The sequence below is a fragment of the Asaia sp. SF2.1 genome, from assembly GCF_000505765.1.
Lineage (GTDB): Bacteria > Pseudomonadota > Alphaproteobacteria > Acetobacterales > Acetobacteraceae > Asaia > Asaia bogorensis.
On sequence record NZ_AYXS01000023.1, the window covers coordinates 271,763 to 294,486 of the forward strand.

Annotated in this window: 16 protein-coding genes, 1 pseudogene and 1 riboswitch; of the genes and pseudogenes, 8 read left to right on the forward strand and 9 right to left on the reverse strand. The window is 60.1% G+C overall.

What is annotated here, in order from left to right; translation table 11 throughout:
- Window positions 1-200: 200 nt before the first annotated feature.
- From P792_RS30620 to P792_RS30645, 6 genes are all read right to left on the reverse strand, one after another.
- The gene (locus P792_RS30620; protein WP_081866751.1) at window positions 201-2,651 is read right to left on the reverse strand and encodes a TonB-dependent siderophore receptor; all 2,451 of its coding nucleotides are present in this window, start codon (window positions 2,649-2,651) and stop codon (window positions 201-203) included.
- Between the two features lie 136 nt (window positions 2,652-2,787).
- Window positions 2,788-3,426, reverse strand: coding sequence for a histidine phosphatase family protein (locus P792_RS36635; RefSeq protein WP_081866745.1), 639 nt, complete (start codon window positions 3,424-3,426; stop codon window positions 2,788-2,790).
- Window positions 3,427-3,440: 14 nt separating this feature from the next.
- Window positions 3,441-4,760 (reverse strand): cobyrinate a,c-diamide synthase, encoded by a 1,320-nt coding sequence (locus tag P792_RS30630; protein ID WP_023979174.1) that lies wholly within the window; start codon window positions 4,758-4,760, stop codon window positions 3,441-3,443.
- Window positions 4,761-4,850: 90 nt separating this feature from the next.
- Window positions 4,851-8,198 carry a cobaltochelatase subunit CobN gene (cobN, locus tag P792_RS30635; protein WP_023979175.1) on the reverse strand — a complete coding sequence of 1,116 codons (3,348 nt, stop codon included), beginning with the start codon at window positions 8,196-8,198 and terminating at the stop codon, window positions 4,851-4,853.
- A 3-nt stretch (window positions 8,199-8,201) separates the two neighbouring features.
- Window positions 8,202-9,215, reverse strand: coding sequence for a cobalamin biosynthesis protein CobW (cobW, locus tag P792_RS30640; RefSeq protein ID WP_023979176.1), 1,014 nt, complete (start codon window positions 9,213-9,215; stop codon window positions 8,202-8,204).
- Entirely contained in the window at window positions 9,212-9,628 is a 417-nt protein-coding gene (locus tag P792_RS30645; protein ID WP_023979177.1) for a DUF1636 domain-containing protein, read from the reverse strand. The genes cobW and P792_RS30645 overlap by 4 nt, the downstream gene beginning before the upstream one ends.
- A 141-nt stretch (window positions 9,629-9,769) precedes the next feature.
- A riboswitch (cobalamin riboswitch) is annotated at window positions 9,770-9,975 on the reverse strand.
- A 155-nt stretch (window positions 9,976-10,130) separates the two neighbouring features.
- Here P792_RS30645 and P792_RS30650 point away from each other — a divergent pair.
- The 3 genes from P792_RS30650 (at window position 10,131) to P792_RS30660 (ending at window position 13,180) form a co-directional block, all read left to right on the forward strand.
- A complete protein-coding gene (locus tag P792_RS30650; protein WP_081866746.1) occupies window positions 10,131-10,847 on the forward strand; it encodes a response regulator in 717 nt (238 codons plus the stop codon).
- On the forward strand, window positions 10,844-12,271 hold the full coding sequence (locus P792_RS30655) for a HAMP domain-containing sensor histidine kinase (protein WP_023979179.1): 1,428 nt from the start codon (window positions 10,844-10,846) through the stop codon (window positions 12,269-12,271). Before P792_RS30650 ends, P792_RS30655 begins: the two co-directional genes overlap by 4 nt.
- A gap of 141 nt (window positions 12,272-12,412) precedes the next feature.
- Window positions 12,413-13,180, forward strand: coding sequence for a DUF3313 family protein (locus P792_RS30660; protein WP_023979180.1), 768 nt, complete (start codon window positions 12,413-12,415; stop codon window positions 13,178-13,180).
- Between the two features lie 453 nt (window positions 13,181-13,633).
- On the opposite strand, the gene P792_RS0119245 is transcribed toward P792_RS30660, so the two are convergent.
- Together P792_RS0119245 and P792_RS30670 are read right to left on the reverse strand one after the other, a co-directional pair.
- On the reverse strand, window positions 13,634-14,605 hold the full coding sequence (locus P792_RS0119245; RefSeq protein WP_023979182.1) for a Hint domain-containing protein: 972 nt from the start codon (window positions 14,603-14,605) through the stop codon (window positions 13,634-13,636).
- A complete protein-coding gene (locus P792_RS30670; RefSeq protein ID WP_023979183.1) occupies window positions 14,605-15,135 on the reverse strand; it encodes a hypothetical protein in 531 nt (176 codons plus the stop codon). Before P792_RS30670 ends, P792_RS0119245 begins: the two co-directional genes overlap by 1 nt.
- A 683-nt stretch (window positions 15,136-15,818) precedes the next feature.
- On the opposite strand from P792_RS30670, the gene chvE reads away from it, so the two are divergent.
- The 5 genes and pseudogenes from chvE to P792_RS30695 all read left to right on the forward strand — a co-directional run bounded on the left by chvE (window position 15,819) and on the right by P792_RS30695 (window position 21,453).
- The gene (gene chvE / locus P792_RS30675; protein ID WP_023979184.1) at window positions 15,819-16,898 is read left to right on the forward strand and encodes a multiple monosaccharide ABC transporter substrate-binding protein; all 1,080 of its coding nucleotides are present in this window, start codon (window positions 15,819-15,821) and stop codon (window positions 16,896-16,898) included.
- Between the two features lie 4 nt (window positions 16,899-16,902).
- Window positions 16,903-18,501, forward strand: a complete 1,599-nt coding sequence (gene mmsA, locus P792_RS30680; protein ID WP_023979185.1) for a multiple monosaccharide ABC transporter ATP-binding protein — start codon at window positions 16,903-16,905, stop codon at window positions 18,499-18,501.
- Window positions 18,502-18,506: 5 nt separating this feature from the next.
- Entirely contained in the window at window positions 18,507-19,763 is a 1,257-nt protein-coding gene (gene mmsB, locus P792_RS30685; protein WP_023979186.1) for a multiple monosaccharide ABC transporter permease, read from the forward strand.
- A 189-nt stretch (window positions 19,764-19,952) separates the two neighbouring features.
- On the forward strand, window positions 19,953-20,264 hold the full coding sequence (locus tag P792_RS30690) for a hypothetical protein (protein WP_152530218.1): 312 nt from the start codon (window positions 19,953-19,955) through the stop codon (window positions 20,262-20,264).
- A gap of 5 nt (window positions 20,265-20,269) precedes the next feature.
- Window positions 20,270-21,453, forward strand: a pseudogene (locus P792_RS30695) (glutathionylspermidine synthase family protein).
- A gap of 231 nt (window positions 21,454-21,684) precedes the next feature.
- Here P792_RS30695 and P792_RS30700 read toward each other — a convergent pair.
- Window positions 21,685-22,572, reverse strand: coding sequence for a peptidylprolyl isomerase (locus P792_RS30700; RefSeq protein WP_023979190.1), 888 nt, complete (start codon window positions 22,570-22,572; stop codon window positions 21,685-21,687).
- Window positions 22,573-22,724 lie beyond the last annotated feature (152 nt).

Consider the following 22,724-nt stretch of genomic DNA (forward strand, 5'->3'; position numbering starts at 1 on the left):
CTGTGAACAGATGACCGTCTTTTAAGAAAACTGACAGGTTTTTTGGACCCTGAGAGTCGTCATTTTATGCCGGTTTCGTGAGCAGACCACCACTGACGGGGAAAAAACACCGTTAAATCTGATGCAAAGCCCTCATGACAAATCATTGCTGGACCGGCATAGCCGGTCGCAGCAGGGGGGACGTCGCGTTAATCGCCGATTCAGAGATCGTAATTCACGCGGAAATAGTAGTAGCCGCCGTTAATGCCGAGCTGTGACGTGCTCATGTAATATTGCGGCGCACCCAGGTAGCGGTTTCCGTCAGGCACGCGGCTGGGATAGGCCGAGAAAATGTTGTTGCCACCGATCGTGGCCGTCCAGCGCGGGGTGATGCGGTAGGACACATCCAGATTGGTCGTCCATTTCGGCTTGTTCTGGTACTCCAAAAAATGAGTCGTGCTGAACTGATAAGGGCCCGGCGCATAATAGGTCAGCTGGTTGGTTGTCTGGCCCCAGCGGATCTCGTGCAGGCCGACGATCCACTTGGCGTGTGTCCAGTTTCCACCAAAGATGATCTTGCTGCGCGGATAGGCCGTCGTCAGATAGGCAATCGACGCTGCGTTGAGCAGCGGCGCGCCCGTGACGGGGTTGCTCGCCTGATGCGACAGACGCGTGCGGTTGAGGTTGATCGCGGCATCCCAGTCGATACGACCATAGGCGCCGAGCTTCGTCAGATAGGTGACCGTGATATCCAGACCCTGTGTGCGGGTGCTGGCCACATTGGCAAACCAGTTGGCCGTGATCGCACTCTGGTTCCATGTGCTGATATCTGCGGGCAGCGCAAAGCCGTTCATCTGCATGGCGCTGATGGCCGTTGCACCCGAGATATTGCCCCCCGGCATGATCCGGTCGCGCATGTTGATCTGATAGATATCGGTCGTGACATGCAGATTGCGGATCGGCTCGACGATAAACCCACCCTCGGCATTGGTCGAACGCTCCGGCTTCAGGCCAGACGAGCCATTGGCCAGCGCACCGGGTGAGCCCGCACCGATCAGGCCACGCGCTGCAGTCGGCGAGATATTGAGGGCCGAGTAGTATTTCTGGGCCAGTGTCGGCGCATGAAAGCCATTGCTGATCGTGCCACGCAGCGCGATACGGCGCGTGATGTCATAACGCAGCGAGACCTTGCCGTTCTGGGTGTTGCCTACATCGGTATAGTGCTCGTACCGCCCGGCCAGGTCGAGTTGCAGTCCCTTGGCGAGATAGGTCGAGATATCGAGATAGCCCGCCGCAACATCGCGGCTGTAATTGCCCGCATTGCCCGGATTGGTACCCGCCAGAGCGTCGGAGCCGTTACCATAGAGCGAACCGGGCGATCCCGTTCCCACGGAATAGCCTTCATAGCGGTAGGACGCGCCACCGGCGAAATTCACGCTATGCGGCCAGCCGCTGAACGTGAACTTGCGGCTGAAATCGAAATCATTCGTCCATTGCTGGTTGTTGAAACCCTGGACATTGAATGAGGTCGGCGTGGCGCCAGTCGCCTTGTTGGTCGAGAGATTGACCGAGTTGATCAGCCCGATATCGTCGTAATCGCGGCCATAGACGCTCGACACGTCCCAGTGCCAGCCACGGAAATCACCCTTGATGCCGGCCTTGAGTTCATAGTCGTTTTCGTTGAGCGTCTCGACCGGCGAATAGCCCCAGGGGTAGATCGCCTTGTAGGCGGGATAGGCATTGAGCGATGAGGCCAGACGGTAGTTCTGGTAGGATTGCGCATAGCGATGGGCATAGGTGCCGAGCGCGTAAAGCTGGATGTTGTCCGTCAGATCATAGCCTGCATTGACGGCAACGCTCTCGCGCGTCTGCTCCGGCTGGCTCAGGATATTGTTCTGATAGGTACCGGTGCGGTTATCGGCAGCGCTGCGATAGGTGTGATCCTGATGGACGAAGTCACCGCTAACATGCACGAAGCCGCGCGAGCCCAGACCGGCCCCGCCATCGAGATAGACACCCTGCTGGAAGCCATCGCCTTCTGACGTGATGCCGGTAATGTTCTGAGCGTGAAAACCACGCGCCTGCTTCTTCAGGATGATGTTCACCACCCCTGCCACGGCATCCGATCCGTACTGGGCGGAGGCACCATCACGCAGCACTTCCACATGGTCGATCGCCGACATCGGGATCATGTCAATGTCAGATGCCGTCGAGCCCTGCTGCGGGCCAGGGTTGGAATAGATATTGGCCGTGTTGTGACGGCGCTTGCCATCAACAAGTACGAGCGTCTCGTTGGGGTTGAGGCCACGAAGGCTGATCGTGTCCGTCATCGCACCCGCATCGAAACCGGCGGTCGGGGTGGTGAGCGACGGCAGAAGAAGCGAGAGCGCATCGCGCAGCGTGCCCTGCCCGGTGGCGGCAATCTGCTTGTGCGACACGATATCGAGCGGCGCGATGGAATCACGCGCCTTCTTGCCGATCTCGCGCGTGCCCGTCACCACGATGGCCTCACTGCCACCATCGGCATCGCCAGCGCGAACCGGCGCAGACTGGCGCGTGCGCAGCGCGTTTTTCTTGCCAGCATGGGTAGCTGCCTGTTTGGCCGGGGCCGCCATGCTGCTCGCGGAGTCTGCTGAGGCTGTTTGCGCCAGCGCCTCACCCCCACAGGACATCAGACACGTCGAGGCAATGAGGAAAAACACCCCCTTGCGCGCAACTGATGGCAGGAGGGTATGGGAGCGTAACAGCATGACAAACCTTACCGTTGATTCAGGATTGCCCCACTCCTCATTCGTCTGTTGCAGTTTGTCAACGGATCGGCGGCTTTTGCGCAACAAACCCACCGGGATTGTTGAAAAAATGCAACAGAATTGCCGCACCCGGTGCAGGGGCAGGGTCTGACACCTCGAAAGGGCGGCGCTCCGCCAGCGCCAGCATCACGCGCAACGGCCCACCATGCGTGACGATGCAACAATCCTGCGCCGCCGCCATGCGCTCCTGCCAGAAACCCGTCACACGGTGCGACAGGGCCTGCACGGTTTCGCCCCCACCCGGCGCATACCCCATCGGGTTGGCCGCCCATTCATCCAGCGCGTCGCGGGGCACGTCTGACCACAGACGGTTTTCCCAGTTGCCAAAATCCAGCTCGGCCAGACGGGAATCGCTCTCACACGCCATCGGCCTTTGTCCTGCATGAGCACCCTGTCCGGATACCTCGACCAGTAACTGAGCAGAGAGCGCGCAACGTGATGCGGGCGCATGAAACACCCGGATTTCAGAGGGCAAAGGAGCCCCCGTCGTGCCTGAGGATCGCGCGACCATTCCTTCGCACCAGATACGCTGCCAACCGGCAACACAGTCCTGCCAACCCGCGGCCAGATCAACGTCCAGACGCCCGTAGCATAGCCCCGCCACCACCTGCACCGCAGGGTGGCGCGCCAGCAGCATGGAAAAAGCCGGTGTCACGTGTCTGACGACGGTCTGGGACCAGACAGCATGTGAAAGAACGTGCCTGAAACCAGACCACGTCGGCTGCCCGCCTCACCCAGATCCTGCCCCTCACCATCACGCAGCGTCACGAGAGCCTCGTCCGAGCCACGATCCGTAACGCTTGCATAATGGAATTCATGCCCACGCAGCACCTGTCCGGCCGCGCCGAGCAAGCCGTCATGGCACAGCCGCGCTTCACGATAGCCGAGCACCATCCTGCGGCGTGCGAAGGAGGTCCGGTGGGATAACAGCCCCAGCATGGGATGGGTCGCGCCCGATGCATCCTCGAGACCCGCGCCCAGCACCATATACCCGCCGCACTCGCCATGGACCGGTCGTGTCTCCGCAAAACGCGTCATGCCTGCCCTGAAGCGGCTGGCTGCTGCCAGTGCCGCCGCATGCAATTCCGGATAACCACCGGGCAGCCAGCAGCAATTCGCATGCTCCGGTGGTGCTTCGTCAGCCAGGGGTGAAAAGGTCAGGATTTCCGCCCCGGCCTCACGCCATGTCCGGGTGTGATGGGCGTAAAGGAAGGAAAAGGCAGCATCATCAGCCAGAGCGATAACCTGCCCCGGGGGCCTGAGCGTAGCCCTGTCCTGCGGGGCAGCCGGGCGATACACCGCAGCCATGTCGAATATGGCGTCAAGATCGAGCTCGGCCTCGGCCTTGTCTGCCAGAGCCGCAAAAAATCCAGCCAGATCGCCACGCTCGCGCGCCTGCACCAGACCCAGATGGCGCTCGGGCAGCACGATACCCCTGTCGCGCCGGAACATGCCCATAGGAGGATGCCGCAAGGCGGCGCGGCAGAGCCTTTCATGACGGTCCGAAGCAATATTGTTCAGAACGGTGCCGGCAATGCGCACATCAGGCATCCACCCCGTCATACCCTGTGCAATGGCACCCACGGTCTGCCCCTGCCCGCTCGCATCGAGCACCAGCAAAACCGGCATGGCGAAAAGCGAAGCGATATCGGAGGCGGCCCCACGCGCGCCGTCCTCAAGGGGGAGACCATCGAACAGCCCCATGGACGATTCCACGATGACCAGATCCGCTTCTTCCGCCGCCTGAACCAGCCCTGCGGCCATCTGGCTTCGTGTCATCGCCCAGCTATCAAGATTGGCGCAGGGTGCCCCTGATGCCTCCTGATGAAACGCGGGGTCGATATAGTCGGGGCCTGTCTTGAGCGCCCGCACCGTCAGCCCCCTGCGGCGGAAGGCGGCTATGAGCGACAGGGTGAGCGTGGTCTTGCCTGAACCGGAGCGCGGGGCTGCCACCATCAGCATACGGGTCATGGACTCTCTCTCATGGTGGATGCGTTCATGAGCCTAACCTTCCTCAACAGAACCGCAGACGTGCTGGACCGGGGTTGCCCTCTTTTCAGATCAGACAGGCTCATCGTCGCTCGCCAGCACTCTCGCGACGGCATTGCTGCGCGGCCGCCACAGATCGCGATCGAGCAGATCGGCAAAACGGTGCTTCATGTCTGACAGCGCCTCCGGGTTATGGGCCTCCAGAAACGCGGCACATTCCTCGTTTTCCAGCAGCGCCGAGAAGGCGAGATCGATCTGTCGGTCCAGCCGTGTGGGCAGGGTCGCCGCCCAGCCCTGAAGCGCTGCGACACCACGCGCCATTTCCGCAGCACCCCGATAGCCATGGCGCATCATGCCCGCAATCCAGCGGGGATTGGCCAGTCTGCCCCGCGCCACACGCGCCACTTCCTGCGCCACATCGCGCAGCCGGGGCGTATCGGGCTGGCTGGTATCGCCATGAAGCAGGATCGGTGAATTCCCAAGGCTGGACGCTGCGGCACCAAGCCCGCCTTCATGCGCTGCCATATCAACGCTTTCGAGCAGATCTGTCTCGGCATGGTCCTGCATGTGCAGCACGACCTCTGCCCGGCCGAGACGACTGGCAAGCTCCGCCCCGGCCCTGACGCCTTCTCGACCGCCGCCATAGCTCCATTGTGACCCCTCAAGATAGCGACGACCAAGCTCGTCCCTATCCTTCCACCCCCCCTGGCTAAGTGACGTCTCAAGTCCTGTGCCATAGGCCCCCGGTGCCGCACCGAATATGCGCGAGCTGTCAGGGTCGAGAGTGAGCGGGTTCCACGCCGCGTCTTCAGCACGCGCGGCCACAGCACGTGAGGCCTGATCGAACAGATCGATCAGCCCCGGAAACGCATCGCGAAACAGCCCCGATATACGCAAGGTGACATCCACACGGGGCCGATCAAGCACGGTGAGCGGCACGATCTCGAAGCCGCAAAGCCTGCCACTTGTGGCATCCCACCGGGGCTGCACGCCCATGAGCAGAAAAGCCAGCGCCATATCCTCTCCCCCCGTGCGCAGCGTGGCGCTGCCCCACAGATCGAGCACGAGATGACGCAGGTTTTCGCCTTCCTCCTGAATATGCCGTGCCAGCAGCAGCTCGACCGTGCGATGGGCCAGAAGCAGGGCGGCCCGCGTGGGCACCATACGCGGGTCGGTCGTTGTCAGGTTGCGGCCTGTCGGCAGCACATCCAGACGCCCGCGTGTCGGCGCGCCAGAGGGGCCGGGGGGGATGAAACGACCATCGAGCGCCGCCAGAAGAGCCAGACGCTCGGCCTCAGGACAGGCATCCAGACGCGCCCGTACTGCCTCGGAGGGGACATGGGCTGTTTCGGACAGCATCGCGACCAGCGCATCATGGCGGGGCGGCGTACAGCCGAAAACATGCAGGCCATCACGTATCTGGAGGTCCTTGACGTCGCACAGATAGGCATCGAGCCGTGCCAGCGCCTCAGCCTCATCCGCCGGATCATCCTTGGGCGTCCCCAAGCGTACATTGCGCCCCTCAGCCCCTTGCTGGCCCGCAGCGCATGAATGGCTCTCGGCCAGCACCCCCAGATCGGCAGCCCGATCGAGAATCTGACGGCGCAGCATGGTGCCGCGTCGCTTGTCCAGCCCGTCTGCCTCCGCATATTCGTCGATCAGGCGTTCGAGGGACTCCATGGCGCTGTCGAGCCCCGCACGCTGCACGGGCGGGGTCATGTGACCGATCATCACCGCACCGAGGCGCCTCTTGGCCGCAGCGGCTTCACCGGGGTTGTTGACAATGAAAGGGTAGATGACCGGTACCCCGTCCAGCAGTACAGCGGGGGCACATTCGGGTGAGAGCGCCACAGCCTTGCCGGGCAACCATTCCAGCGTGCCATGCGTGCCCAGATGCACCATCGCACTGATATCGCCTACCCGGCGCAGCCAGAGATAGAAGCCGATATAGGCATGGCAGGGCGCAATATCAGGGTCGTGATACTGTGCCTTGCGATCAGACTCCTGACCCCGACCGGGCTGAAGGGCGAGAATAAGAGCGCCGACGCGCAAAAAGCGCACACTGACCGGCTGAGAGGGCATCCCCCATGTCGTAATGACTTTTTGCCGGAACGACTCAGGCAGGGTGTCGAAAGCCGCCCGATAGGCGTCGGCACTCATGATGAGAGTGGGGGCGGCGCGGCACAATCTGTCTGGCAGCTCTGATGCGACGAGAGGTGGCGCGTCGTATCCTGCACCGGCAAGCATGGTGGCGATGGCCTCGACACTGGCCAAACTGTCCAGCCCAACAGCGTGGGCAGCCTGCCCTTCGGCACCGGGATAATCGGAGAGAACCAGCGCCAGACGCCGCTCGCCCGGCGTTTCGGCTGCCAGACGCAACCAGCCCTGCATCTGGCGCACAATTTGCGCGATACCGGGGGCATAAGCCACGCGCCGGGCTGGCAGGCCGGGCAGTGCCTCATCGCGAAACGATATGGGTGCCCCTGAAAGACGACCGTCAAATTCGGGCAGGACGATCTGCATGGCAAGATCGGACGGGGACAGCCCCCGGGCGGCCTTGCGCCATCCTTCATGCGTCGTGCCCGGCTGAAGCAGCTGGACGATGGGTACACCCGCGGCCTCAAGGACCGATGCCCCGCCATCATCCCCACGCGAGGCGAAGAACGTGGCATTCAGAATGATGTCGGGAGGCTCGTCCACAAGCCACCGGTCGAGAAAAGGCACGACTTTGGCCGCGCGGAGGGACGAGACATACACCAGATCGACTCCGCATCCGGCGGCTGCGATCGCCTCTGCCAGCGCATCGATCCCATCGAGATCGGCAGAAAGGAGGTGGGCGCGGTAGAACACGACCAGAGCCCGACTGGAGACATCCATGTTCAGGCGACGGTAAATTCCGGCCTCAGGCAGCTTTTCGGCCTCGGCCCCGTCATCTGCATGTAATCCGGCAATGGCCCCCATAAGGGTGAGCGCACAGCGCAGATTGCGTGTTCCGCCCTCGCGAAACAGGCTGTCGAGCCGGGCCCATTGGGCGGGCGCGATGGTCGAAAGGCTTTCGAGTGCGGTATTCGGTGTGGCCTCGCCGGTGATGAAGGCCAGTGGAATAGCCTTCTCCCGGCAGACGAGCCTCAGTTCATCCACGCCGTAACGCCAGTATTCGGTACCCCCGAGCAAGCGCACCACCACACAACGCGCATGGGCAATCGTCTGCTCCAGATAAAGATCGACCGACAGGGGATGACGCAGGCGTGACAGGGTGGCGACCTGCAAACTGGGGTCTGACGCCCCGTGCACATCGCGCAGGCCCAGCAGGTCACTTTCGGAAAACGACAGCAGGACAAAATCGGCTGGCGCGTGGGCGAGGTCCTCGGCCACGGCCTGCCCATCCAGATCATGCGTTTCCCGAAAGAGAATATGCACGGCTCAGCCTGCGTCGAAGCTGCGCTGCACAGCCTTGGGGTCAAGCCCGTGCAAACCGATCACAACCAGCCTGCCCTCTGGCGCCTCGCCCTGCTCATAGGCATGTCGGATACGCGCGCCCACCGCCTGCACGCCCAGACGAAGGCTCTTGCCTGCCACGCGGGCAAAGCCTTTCATACGCAGCACATCATGCTCACGCGCCACCTTCTCGAGTCTGGCGACAAAGGCTTCGGCACTGGCCTGTTCGGGCAGGCTCAGCACGAAACTCGTGAAATCGTCATGCTCATGCTCATCTGCCCCGTCATGATGCGAGGGGCGTGCTGCCAGATCGTCCTCTGCCGCAGCGGCAAGGCCGAGCAGCACAGCCGGATCGACACGCCCTTCACGGGCACGAATTACGCGCACCCGACGCTTGCGTGCACCAAGACCGGCCTCGACCGCAGCGAGGGCGGCGTCATCCAGCAGATCCGTCTTGTTGAGGATGACCAGATCGGCTGAATCCAGCTGATCCTCGTAAACCTCTTCCAGCGGGTTGTCGTGGTCGAGCGACTCATCTTCCTCGCGCTGCTTCGCCACGGCCTCCGGGTCATCGGCGAAGCGGCCATCGGCCACCGCCGGGGCATCCACCACGGTAATCACGCCATCCACCGTCATGCGCGTGCGCACGCTCGGCCAGCCGAACGCCTTGAGGAGCGGCTTGGGCAAGGCAAGACCCGAAGTCTCGATGACAATGTGATCGGGCGGGGTCGGACGATCGAGAAGGGCTTCCATGGTGGGGATGAAATCATCCGCCACAGTGCAGCACAGGCAGCCATTGGTCAGTTCGACAATATCTTCCTCAGGGCAGTTCGGAATACTGCACCCACGCAGGGTCTCGCCATCGATACCCAGAGACCCGAATTCATTGACCACGATCGCGATGCGGCGGCCATCCGATTTCTCGATCAGATGACGCAGCAGGGTGGTTTTGCCCGCGCCGAGAAAGCCGGTGATAATGGTAACAGGAATCTTGCTCATGACAGTCTTTCAGATGCGGCAGGTTGGGCAGGTGCAGCAGGTTGAAGAGATTCGCCTGACGGCGACAACTGGCCAGGAAAACGCCCCAGAATAATATCGCGCAGGCTTTCAGGACGCTTTGAGGGCATGACCGTACCTGAGCGCGAGTGTTCATAGGCCTTGGCATAGACCATCAGATCCTCCGCCAGTTCAGGCCTCAACCCTCCCAGAAGCCAGGACCATTTGCCGGGCATGGACAGGGTGGCGGTGCAGCCCCGCTGGCACGCCGCAAGGCATTTGACCCCCTCGACACGCACACCGGCGGTGGTCGCCTGCTGCAAGAGGGCCTCATGCAGCGCCTCACCCCCGTTCCTGCAGGTGAGGCAGACATGAATGACGGGAGGCGTATCGCAAGATGTTATCGGTTCGGCCATGAACAATCCCGGACCAGGCCCGCAAAACGGGCGCAACAGGGCACAAGGATGATTGCCGGGGTACCCGGCCCGCCATAAGCCGCCCCTTGATGACGGGTGCGGGTTCATGGTCTGTCGCGCTCCGGGCACCCCGCCGGATCGTGAAATCGGTGACGCGACGGCAGGTCTCCTGGCTCATGGTCCCGGTTGCCCGGCATTGCCGCCCCCTTCCCGGCATGGTCACCAGTGGGCTGCGACGGCAATGACATACCACCTACAGTTGCGGGGGCAGCGCAGGACTGATGCACATGGCACGAACCTGCTTCCCTTTTCACCCCTTGCGAGGCACCGTCGCTCATTTCCTAGCAGGTTTGTCAAAGGAGATGCAAAGCCCGGGGAAGACAGGGCGACGCGCGCCTTCACCCTGTGACCCGGAGCATCGCTCCATCCGATTGTTTGCAACTTGAAACATCATGTCCGTTGCTGACATCATACGGACGAGCCTGCGTAATACGACCGAGGGATGACCCCAATGCCTCATCTTCTTCTTGTCGATGACGACCAGGATATCCTGACCCTTCTCGGCAGTTTTTTGCAAAAGCATCACTATCAGGTCTCCACGGCCGAAACGGGCGAGACCATGTTTGCCATTCTGGACAGGCAACCGGTCGATCTGGTGATTCTCGATATCATGCTCCGCAATGAGGACGGGTTCAGCCTGTGCCAGCGCCTGCGTGCGCGATCCCGCATCCCGGTCATCATGCTTTCTGCCATGGCCGATCTGACTGACCGTATTGTGGGGCTCGAGATCGGGGCCGATGATTACCTGACAAAGCCATTTGACCAGCGCGAGCTTCTGGCCCGGGTCAAGGCGGTGCTGCGTCGTGCAGCCACGCCGGGCGAGACACCCCCGTCGCTGCGCCCTGTCCTTCGTTTCGGTCGCTGGGTTCTGGATGTTGCCCGTCGCGAGTTGCGCGCGCAGGACCAGTCGCTCGTCCCGCTCTCGGGGGGGGGGGAATTCGATCTGCTGCTGACTTTTGTCGAACATCCGCAGCGCGTCCTTACGCGGGACCAGCTGATGGACATGGCTCGTGGTCCCGATCATGCAGCCTTCGATCGCAGTATCGACGTGCAGGTCAGTCGCCTGCGCGCCAAGCTGGAGGACGATCCCAGAAATCCAACCCTGATACGCACCGTGCGCAATGGCGGCTATATGTTCACCGCTGCGGTGAAACGATGAGATGGGCGAGGCTCCCCCCCGATCGCGCTTTCACACAGGACACCATCTCCCGCCGCCTGATTGTCACAGTGGCCCTTGCCGCCGGGATAACGCTGCTGTTGCTCGCGATCTTTGTCGAATTTGGCGGCCAGTGGAGCAAGCCTGATATCGAGGCCACCGGTATGGTGAGAGAGGTTGGGGCTGTGCTTCGCATGGTGCGGGTCGCCCCCGCCACGGACAGGGAAACGCTGCTGGCGGCGGCACAGACCAGACAGATCCATTTCGGGTGGTACCCGGAAACGTCGCCGCTCGCGAAGGCTCTGGCCGCGGGGCATTACCGTCGCAGCGAGATTGAGGAGAGCTGGCATTTCCTGAGCCCGTTTCTGGGGCAAAGGCCTCCTGCCATCGCAGTGTTCCAGGAAGATAACCCTGTCTCTACCCTACCCGGCCTGCCCTATGACCGTTCGCTGTATCACGACGCGTATTTCGTCGGGATCCAGCTCGATGACGGCAGTTGGGTGCTTTGCGTTGCCCTCCAGCGTTTCTGGGGGATTTACGCCTTTCAGCGCCTCATGCTGGAAGGCATGATGCTGTTTGTCTGGATCATCGCGGTGTCACTCATTGCCTCACGCCAGCTTTCACGCCCGATCGAATATCTGGCCCATGAAGTCCGCCGGCTCGACGCGCAGCCAAATTATGCGCGCGTCAGTGAAGCGGGGCCCAGAGAGATCCGTCAGGTGGCGGTGACGATCAACGCCATGCAGGCGCGTATCGCGAAATTCATCCTTGATCGCACCACGATGCTTGCTGCCATTTCGCATGATCTGCGCACGCCGCTCACGCGTATCAGACTACGCGGAGAATTCATTGATTGCCCGACGCAACAGAAACTCCTGTTTCGCGATGTTGACGAGATGCAGGCCATGATCGATGGCGCCTTGTCGTTCTTCCGCGACGATGCCTCCCATGAAACACAGACGGCTTTCGATCTTTCAGGGCTGCTTGAAACCGTCGCCTATGATTTCTGCGATCAGGGTCATGATGTGCGGTACGACAATCCGGGTCGGGTGGGATATCGCGGTCCGGTCAATGCCATGAAGCGCGTTTTTACCAATCTAGTCGAGAACGCGATCAAATATGCAACGCCACCGCAGATTATCCTCGCGCCAGCCGATATGACAGACGCACCACCTGCAGGGATTCGGGCAACGGGCTGGGTTGTCACTATTCTCGATCACGGTCCAGGGATTCCACCCGACGCGCTCGATGCCGTGTTCGAGCCGTATTTCCGGCTGGACAAATCGCGCAACCGGCAGACTGGCGGGGTTGGGCTTGGCCTCACATCGGCCCGCACCGTCATGCGCGGTCTGGGCGGCGATATCATCATCGAGAACCGGGCGGAAGGCGGATTGCGTGTGCTTGTCCTGTTGCCAGCTTCCGACTGAAAGACGCCAATATTTCCACATGGCCACAGACGGGACATAACGCAGAAAGACGCGACCGGCAGAAAGAGGGAAATCACCCGGCCCGTCCCCTGTCTGTCAGGAGATTGCGCCGCCTTTCCTGCCCGGGAGACGCGCCTGACCATGTTTCGCCTGCCTTACGCCATTCGTTCCCTCACCCGTTCTCTGGCCCGCAAACCCGCCTCACCACGGCGGATCAACCCCGGATTTCTGTATCCCGTCCTGATAACCGGCATGATGGCGCTGAGCGCCTGTGCCGGACAGGGAACCACGAAGACCGGCTTCATTGCGCCTGAGACCTATGGGCTCATGGCCCATCCTGACAATCACGGTGATGATCTGGTTTTTGCTCCTAAGGCACCGGCCGGAATCGTCTACCGTTATGCAGTGATCGAGCCAGTGCAATGGCGCCCGACGAACAAGGCCGCCCATCTCTCCCCGCAAGCCCAGCAACGCGTGATACGCGCCTTCGAGGATGAGTTGCACAAGACACTGGGCAAGGATTTGGTGATCCTGAACGAGACCAGCGTCGCCACCCTGCCCCCCGGAACAATCCGCATCAGAGCGGCCATCACCAATCTGCGGCGCAGCCAATGGTACTACAATGCCTTGCCCATCATCGCCGGATTTGCGGCTGGCGCGGCAGGAGGCGGCTTGCCCCCCATTCCCCCGCCAGCCCCAGGGGGCGCCAGCGAAGAACTTCTGGCCATCGATGCAAGCAACGGCAGCACGCTTATGGCCATCGCGACCTATAATAACGGCATGCCGTGGAACATGATGGGGCAATGGCTGCCCTACGCCCATGCCCGGCGCGCCTTCCATCTCGCAGCGAATCTGATGGATGAGGAGATGCACAGATCGGGCCTCATCACCCGACCGCTCTCCGGCTGATTGCCGATGCCTTCCACAAGTCCATCGTCCAGAGCGCAGGGGAGGCGGTTCGGCATTGAGACCCGCGCACCCTCATCCCCCCATCATATGTCCCGATGAGACGAGGAGTGTTTTCTCATGCACCCATTACGCCTTGCCGTCAGGCGACACTGGCCCCTGCTCGGCCTTATCATCAACCGGGACGTGCTCACCCTGACCGAGCATATCCTGTCGGCCATTTTCAATGGTGTCCCGCGGGGCTCAGTCTGGCCATCCCGCCTGTCTCGATCGCCCTGTCGGCTTTCTGCCCCATGGCGAAACAGGGAACGATCAGCCTCCCTGAAGCAACAGATGGGCTGCCTTTTACACCGAGATCACGCGGCACGAGAACATGATACCTGATGTCGCCCATGTCGTGCAGGACAGGCAGGCAAAAGGCAGGAGATTCTGCCTTCTGCCCCATCCGGATTCACGTTAGGCTGCGACCTGTTCGCTGGCGACCGTCCCTGTCGAATAATCCTGGAAATACAGTGCCGTCTCCAGCACTTCGATCGTCATAAGAGCCTGTGTTCCCAGCGCCTCACCGAGGGGCAGCAAAGCCCGGCCATTCGTCCAGCGCGACTGTGCGCCTGCACCCTCATCATGCCAGCCTGCAACAGCATGACCGTCGAGATGGGCTGTGACAGAGCGCGTTACGTCAGACCCGAACAGGGTGACCTCGCCCACGCGCACCCCAAGGTCGCGTCTGTCATCCAGGTAGGGGCCATGTGTGTCACAAGGGCGCGCATGACGTGAAACGATCTGCACGGCATTCTGCCCCGCGGGCAGGGAGAACACCGCCCAGCGCTGATTGAGGCGGATCGGGTTCAGGCGACGTCCATCCGCCAGAACCAGATGAAGGCCGGCATCATGCTCAAGCACTCTCATATGGGTCTGCGCCTGCAAACCCATAGCCGTAGCCTGCTCATTCAGGCGGGTATGAATGGTACGGGCCAACCCGTGATCCGTGCAGAGAGGTGCCGCAAACGCCGCCTCGGCCGAAGCGTTCAGCCCTGCCCCCTCGGCATTCCCCCCGGCACTGCGACGCACAAACTGGCGCACGTCATCACGCAAGGTTTCGGTCAGGATACCATTCGCCCTGACAATGGCATGACCTTCGGTCTTGAAATGAAAATAGGGATAGCGCGTCAGATCGGTCAGATAGAAAATAGACCGGTGATTGACCAGCATTCTGGCCGGAAGCAGCACGCCATCGATCAGGAAACAATGTTCGGGTGTCACAGACAGGGTCTTATGCGGCAGGCCCCCGCCAAACGCATTTTCGAGAATGCATATTGGCCTGTGATCAATGTCATCATGCCCGGTATGCCCGACCTGGCCCGTATCGCGCCCTGCCCATGTGATTTCACGCAAACCCATCCGTGCACCCTGCGCGTCATAGGTCATCACGCTCTGGCCTGGGCAAGTTCTTCAACACGGACTTCACCGCACTCGGTCTCGATCAGCGCGCCTTCAAGGAAGCAATAGGCCGGGCCCGCACTATACATTTCCGTGCCGGGAGGCAGAAAGCCATTGGGTCCATAGGAGTTGCTGAAGGGCCGTCCGGGCAGGACGAGCTCGATGTAGGAAGGCTCGCCTGACATGTTCTTGGTACTGAAATACATGCTCGTCGTATTCGCCTGACGGTCATAGCTCGTCGAGACCCAGATGGAGTCACTGGCGTTGTTGATCACGCGAAAATAGAAATCGACCCCCGTGCTACCAGACGGCAGATTGACGTAGATAATCCAGTACTGTCCGGGCGCAGTAAGAGCGTTGATGTCCACATCGACTGTTCCCCCTCTCGCCCCGATATCCAGCTCATACTGGTAAAAAGACTGGCTGCGCGGCAGGTCGGAGGCCCTGATTGAGAAGATACCCCCGTCAATTGCATAGTGAGAACTGCCGTCAAACCGGCTGTCGGTAGGTGTCTGCATGAATTGGATATCTCTCGCTCTTGCCGTCGATTGGATGACCAGGAATGGACTCCTTATTTTCATAAAGTAACAATATAAACAGAAATAATATATACTATATTCTGAATTATTTATAATATATATTGTTTATTATGATAAACACGCTCGTTTGTTTATATTTTCACAACTATAAATCCAATACTCATTGTATTAATTGAGCAATATTTCTACTATAACCCTGAACCAACATCTCTTTTGATCGTGAAATACCACGAGAGCACGGTCGGTGAGCACGGGACACGTAAATAACTGTCATGCCCTGCGCCGATCTTGCCAGGCTCATGCCCCGCCTCATCGAAACAGCCCTGTGCCGAGAAAACAGCAGCATTGTCACGTTACCGTGAAACGTTAATTATGTTATTTATAACGTCAAAATGATATGTTTAACTTGTTGCATGTTACGACCTTTCGTTTCGTGAGGCGTGACATGACCATCTTTGCAGAAAGCTTTTTGCATACAGGGATCGCCCTCCCTGCCGGATTTTCTCTCAAGCGTCGGTCTGTCTCTCGATCTGCCTTCGGGCCGTTCAGGAGCTTTCCGACGCACCCTTTCATCAAGCTTCGACCTCTCTCCCGCCGTTGTCTCTGTCGCAGCCCGCATCATGCCCAGCGCGGCTTGTGACCGGAATTTTGGACGTCACGTCATGAGCAGAATCAGTACCGGTCTTGCCTCTCTTGCCCTCGTTACCACCGCGCTTTTTGGCCCGGCCGGTCTGGGGAGCGCCAACGCCGACGACAAGCCCACTGTCGGCATCGCCATGCCTACCAAGTCGTCCGCGCGCTGGATTGCGGATGGCAACAACATCGTCAAAACCCTGCAATCGCGCGGCTATCATACCGATCTGCAATATGCCGATGATGACGTGCCCAACCAGGTCTCGCAGATCGAGAACATGGTCGCCAAGGGTGACAAGGTTCTGGTGATCGCTGCCATCGACGGCACCACATTATCCGACACACTGCACAAGGCCGCACAGCGTGGTGTGAAGGTCATTGCCTATGACCGCCTGATCCGTAATTCACCCGATGTGAGCAACTACGCCACTTTTGATAATTTTCAGGTAGGCGTGCTTCAGGCGAGTTCGCTGGTAAAGGCCCTCGGGCTGCCCGACGCCAAGGGACCGTTCAATATCGAACTCTTCGGCGGCTCACCGGACGATAACAACGCCTATTTCTTCTTCAATGGCGCCATGTCGGTGCTCAAGCCCTATCTGGATAGCGGCAAACTGGTCATTCCGTCCGGCCAGAAAACCATGGACAAGGTTTCAACCCTGCGCTGGGATGGCGCTACAGCGCAATCGCGCATGGATAACCTGCTGAGCGCCTATTACACCGACCGTCATCTCGACGCCGTGCTCTCGCCCTATGACGGCATTTCCATCGGCATTATCTCCTCGCTCAAGGGCGTAGGCTATGGCAGTGGCGACACCAAGATCGCCTATGTCAGCGGGCAGGATTGCGAAATTCCCTCCGTCAAATCCATCCTCGCGGGTGACCAGTATTCCTCAATTTTCAAGGATACGCGCAAGCTCGCCGGCGTAACGGCCGATATGGTCGATGCCATGCTGGCCGGCAAGACTGTGCCTGTGAACGACACCAAGAGCTATAACAACGGTGTCAAGATCGTGCCCGCCTATCTGCTGACGCCCGTCGTGGTCACCAAAGCCAATATTCGCCCGACCCTGATTGACAGCGGCTATTACACCGCAAGCCAGATCGAGTAGCGCCATGAGCCCCATTCTTGAAATGCGGAACATCGCCAAGCGTTTCGGTCCCGTAAAGGCCCTGAGCGATGTCAGTTTTTCGGTCGAGCCTGGCGAGATTCATGCACTCTGCGGCGAAAATGGCGCAGGCAAATCGACCCTGATGAAAATCCTGAGCGGGGTATACCCCGCCGGGAGCTATGACGGGCAGATCATGTTCGATGGTGAAGAGCGCCGCTTTGCCGATATCAACGGCTCCGAGGCGCTTGGCATTATCATCATCCATCAGGAACTGGCGCTTATCCCGCTGCTTTCGGTGCAGGAAAACATCTTCATTACCCATCCGCCGGGGCGCTTTGGCGTGATCGACCGCGACGTAGCGCGTGTGCGGGCGCGTGATCTGATGCGTCAGGTCGGGCTGACGGATGCACCCGAAACACTCGTCACGCATCTGGGCGTGGCCAAGCAGCAACTCGTCGAGATTGCCAAGGCGCTCTCGAAAAAGGTGCGCCTGCTCATTCTGGATGAGCCAACAGCCAGCTTGAACGAACGTGACAGTGCAGCCCTGCTCGATCTGCTCCTTGCCTTCAAGGCAGAGGGGCTGTCGTCCATTCTTATTTCGCACAAGCTGAATGAGATCTCACGCGTGGCTGATCGTATCACCGTACTGCGCGACGGGCGCAGTGTCGGCACAATCGACTGCCGCAACGGCCCTGCGGATGAAGACGAGATCATCCGTCTCATGGTCAATCGCGATCTGGAGCATCGCTACCCACCTCATACGCCGCGTATTGGCGAAATGCTGATGGAGGTTCACGACTGGTCGGCCTGGCACCCCCTCCACCCCGACCGTCAGGTGATACGCCATGTCGATTTCCACGTTCGCGCAGGAGAGATTGTGGGCATTGCAGGCCTCATGGGTGCGGGGCGCACGGAATTTGCCATGAGCCTGTTCGGACGCTCCTTCGGCACGCGCATATCGGGTGATGTCACCATGCGCGGCAAGGCGGTCGATGTTTCTACCGTCAGCCGCGCGATTGCGGCCGGGCTCGCCTATGTAACCGAGGATCGCAAGGAGCTCGGGCTGCATTTGAGCAACGAGATACGCCACAACATCTCCCTGGCCGAACTGCGCGGCATCGCTCATCACGGCGTCATCGATGACATTGCCGAACTGCGTATCGCGCAGGATTATCGCAACAAGATGCGCATACGCTCGCCCGATGTGCAGCAGATGGCGGGCAAGCTCTCGGGCGGCAACCAGCAGAAAGTGGTGCTGTCCAAATGGCTGTTCACCAATCCTGATGTGCTCATTCTGGATGAACCCACGCGTGGCATTGATGTCGGGGCCAAATACGAAATTTATGCCCTGATCCAGCAGATGGCCGATAGCGGCCGGGGCTGCGTGGTCATTTCATCCGAAATGCCCGAACTGCTCGGCATATGTGACCGTATCTGCGTGATGAATGAAGGGCGCTTTGTGGGTGAGTTCACCCGCGAGGAAGCCAGTCAGGAAAAGATCATGCGCGCCATCGTACGCAGCACATCTGAATCCATGCCGATTGCCACCATTCCAGGCGAGACAGCCAATCTCGCTGTTTCCTCTCTCGCTGCGGGAACGTAACAACCATGAGCGAACATATTCTCCTCCCCGGCAATCCGCTCTCTCCTGCTGGCGATACCGGCCCCACCGGTGGTGCACCGGGCGGCCACAAGCTGGGTAATAGCGCGATGGGGCGGTTCATCCGTAACAATCTGCGCGAATACGGCATGTTCATCTCGCTGGTCGCGATCGGACTGTTTTTCGAGATCGTGACCAACGGGACCCTGCTTCGTCCGCTCAACCTGACCAATCTGGTGCTCCAGAACAGTTATATCGTCATCATGGCGCTGGGCATGTTGCTGGTGATCATCTCGGGCCATATCGATCTGTCGGTCGGCTCGGTCGCTGGTTTTACAGGGGCCGTGGCAGCGGTGTTGATGGTGCAATGGCACTGCAACGTCGTCGTGACGACACTGACCTGCCTTGCCACTGGCGCGCTGATTGGTGCGGCACAGGGCTACTGGATTGCCTATTTCAAGATCCCGTCCTTCATCGTGACGCTGGCAGGGATGCTGGTGTTCAAGGGACTGGCTCTGGCCCTGCTGGGCGGTCAGTCCCTCGGGCCTTTCTCGACCGTTTTCCAGAAGCTTTCTTCCGGCTTCATTCCCGAGTTTCTTCCCAAAATCGGGCCTTACAATCCGACCTCGCTCGTTCTGGGCGTGATCGTGGCGGCGGCCATGGTGTTTGGCTCGCTCCGGGCGCGGACGCGTTATCAGCGCAACGACATTGATGTCGAGCCCATGCCACTTTTCATCGGCAAGAACATCGCCGTTTTCGGAATCATTGTCTATCTCGCCACCCTGATTTCCAGCTATCGTGGCCTGCCCAATGTTCTGATCATCATGGCCATGCTGATTGCGCTCTACAGCTTCATGACCAGCCGCACCACGCTGGGGCGGCAGATCTACGCGGTGGGTGGCAATGTACGCGCCGCAGCGCTTTCGGGCATACGCACCGAGCGCCTCACCTTCCTCACCTTCGTGAATATGGGCGTACTGGCTGCCCTTGGCGGCCTGATTTTTGCTGCACGGCTCAACACCGCCACACCCAAGGCCGGACTTGGCTTCGAGCTTGACGTAATTGCCGCCTGCTTCATCGGCGGAGCCTCGGCTTATGGTGGTGTAGGGCGCGTTGGAGGCGCCGTGATCGGTGCCATGATCATGGGTCTCATGAATAACGGCATGTCGATCCTGGGTATCGGCATCGACTACCAGCAGGTGCTCAAGGGACTGGTGCTACTCGGTGCCGTTTGTGTTGATGTCTATAACCAGCGCAGGGCATGACAAGCCCTGTATTGACACACCAGCTATCCGCCACCTGCCACTGCCTGGATGACCGGCCCCGCAATTAGGCAGGGGGGATACACGAAAACACAGCTTTTCCGCTTTCTAATGTGCCGGATCCGCTGTTCTTTCCCTGCCAGCCCCAACTGCGTTACAATGCCTCCCTATCCTTGCTTGTGGAGGCCGGTCATGAAACGCAGAATGACGAAGCGCTTCGGAGTCGGACTGTTACTGGCTGCTCTGGGCGCGGCGGTCATCCTCCCCCGTCTTGGCACAACAGGTTTTTCCTCCCCTGCTAGCAAGCCCTGTCCGCCGGGCCGGCGCGCCATGACTGGCCAGCAGCGTTGCGACGATGACGATACCGCAACGGGTAGCCACGGTAGCACCGTTACCGCCAGCGGCAGGTCAGGGCATTGGTGGCGCGCCTCCGAGGATACGGAATCCGCTGGTCATGCCGGTTTTGGCGAGAGTGCCAGTGCTCATGCATCGGGCGGCGAATAACCCGGATGCCGCACATTGGCCGGGTTGAAACACGCCCGCGTCCAGACTGGACGCAGCAGGCCGCCAAACTTGGCTATACCTATTATCGCAATAACGACGGCACCTATGCCTGGCGTGAGGATGTGCGATACGAGATCACCCGTTCTGCGCTGCGCCTTGTGTCAGAGGCTGCAGAGACCCTGCATGCGCTGTGTCTTGACCTGATTGCCGATGTCATGCGCCGCCCCTCGGGGCTGGATGATTTTCACATTCCGCGCAGTGCCCAGGATGTGGTGAGACAGTCGTGGCACCGGGGCGATCCGTTTCTGCTCGGGCGATTCGATCTTGCCTGGAACGGCTCCCGACTCAAACTGATTGAATATAACGCCGACACCCCCGCCACGCTGCCTGAAAGCACAGCCATGCAGGACCTGTGGCACAGGCAACGCGGCGGCCCCCATGGTCACGCCCCGCTGAAGGCCAGCGCCATCGTCAGCAGGCTGAAATCCCTGCGCAGGGCGGGTCATATCGGCCGGGTGCTTCATATCGTGCCCTATCCCGATAATCTTGAAGACACGGTCCATGCGCGTTTCTATGAGCATTGGGCGCGGAAGGCAGGGTTGGAGGCGATCCATTGTGATCTCAAAGACCTCGACATCACGACTGCAGGCGAACTCCTGCACCGGGGTGTCATCATCCGCAGCATGATCCGTATGTATCCCTGGGAGTTGATGTTCAGGGATAGCGGGGTGCGCCATCTTGGTGGCTGCGGATGCCAGTTCCTGAACCCGCCCTGGACGGCCCTTCTTTCAACAAGGCACTTCTTCCAGCCCTGTGGCGGCGTTTTCCGAATCATCCTCTCCTGCTCGAGGCCGCCTTCAGCCCGGAAGAGCTGAGCATCGGTCCGAGGGGGTGCTTTGTCGAGAAACCCATCCATGCGCGTGGCGGAGAAAATATCCGCATCCTGAATGCCCATGGCGCGCTTTGTGCCGAGAGCGGTACTTATGGCCACTACCCGAAAATCTATCAGACCTATGCCGATCACCGCATCAGCGGCGTTCATGCCTCGATCGGCGCCTGGATTGTCGGGAAACGTTTCTCGGGGCTGACCATACGTGAGAGCCATGATGCGATCATCAGGCACAATTCATCTATCGTACCGCATGTTATCCTCAGGCGAGGCGGCCTGGCTGATTTTCTCGGCGGATAGTCGCCGCGACGGTCCGTATCTGTATATCAGCCTGAAAAAGCCGTTTCCGCGCAGCTCATCGGGAGAATCCGCCTCTGTGGGCCAATACGACACGTACGGACACCGCCAATTTTCTCAAGCTTGAGCCACTGCGTGCAACGACCTTGCTGGCCTCTCGGGGGTGGTGGTCACCTGTTACAACGCCATCGCGGGAACAACATATGGGCAAGCCCGCCCGCATTTTCGCTGTCGCTAGTCGTGTTTCGTCTTTTTCTCACGTGACGGGACAGGCACGTTACAGAGCGAGACCCCTCCTGCAGGGTGCACGAAAAAAGGATCGCGCCGTGCTGCACGGGCTGCCAGATAATCGTGAAAACTCTGGCTGTCGGTGCGCATGACCTCCATGGCAGGACGCAGGGCCGCAGGAAGATCTGCAGCAAGCGTCATGCTCGCAATCGGCACATCCTGCCTTGGATCTGTGTAAAAACCGAGCTTCCCGGTGCCTCGTGGCAAGGCGCTCAGATGCTCCATGCCATCCAGCACGCGCCCGACAACAGCCAGATTGCGATCAAGCTGACGCGGTGCCTCGCCATTCACCACATAGAGTTCACGCCCGTCCCCCGTATCGGGCGGCATGTCCCGCCCGACACCGACCACACCATAGCATTGCGCTGGCCAGATCTGCGCGCCCTCGCGACCGACGAGCCAGCCCGAAGCTATGCCGGACTCTGTTGCATAGGGGTCAGGGTAAGGGAGTGGTGTGTAGTCCAGCCCTTCAAGAAGCCGGTCATATTCGGCAGGCGGATGAGCCATAACCCCCTCGGGTAAAGGGGACGCCTCGTCATGCACACGCCATTGCACGACATAATTATCCTGCACTCGTGTAATCGCGCCGCCATCCCACTGATGGGACCGGGCAAGACGCACGACATTGGCCACATGCACAGGGGCAAATTCAGGCGCGAGTTCGATCACGACCCGCCCGCCATCTGCCAGTTTCATGACCAGAAGACGCTCCGGCGCGACATCACTCCAGGCAGCATTCGGTGCCTGGGCGACAATTTCAGCCGGGCTTGGCGCGGTTGCGGCAGCCGCCAGGCCAGGAAACAGAAGGACAAGAGCAGGCAAGATAAGTCGCATGTCATGACATTGCCCTTCCAGGGCAATCCTGCACAAGACCTTGCAAACACAGACCATGCTCAAAATTTCTACCCTGAGCGTCACTATTTTGCGCCTGAATGGCGGACCAGCGCCTCTCACCTCGAAGGGAGGCTGATTTTTCTTGCTCTGGC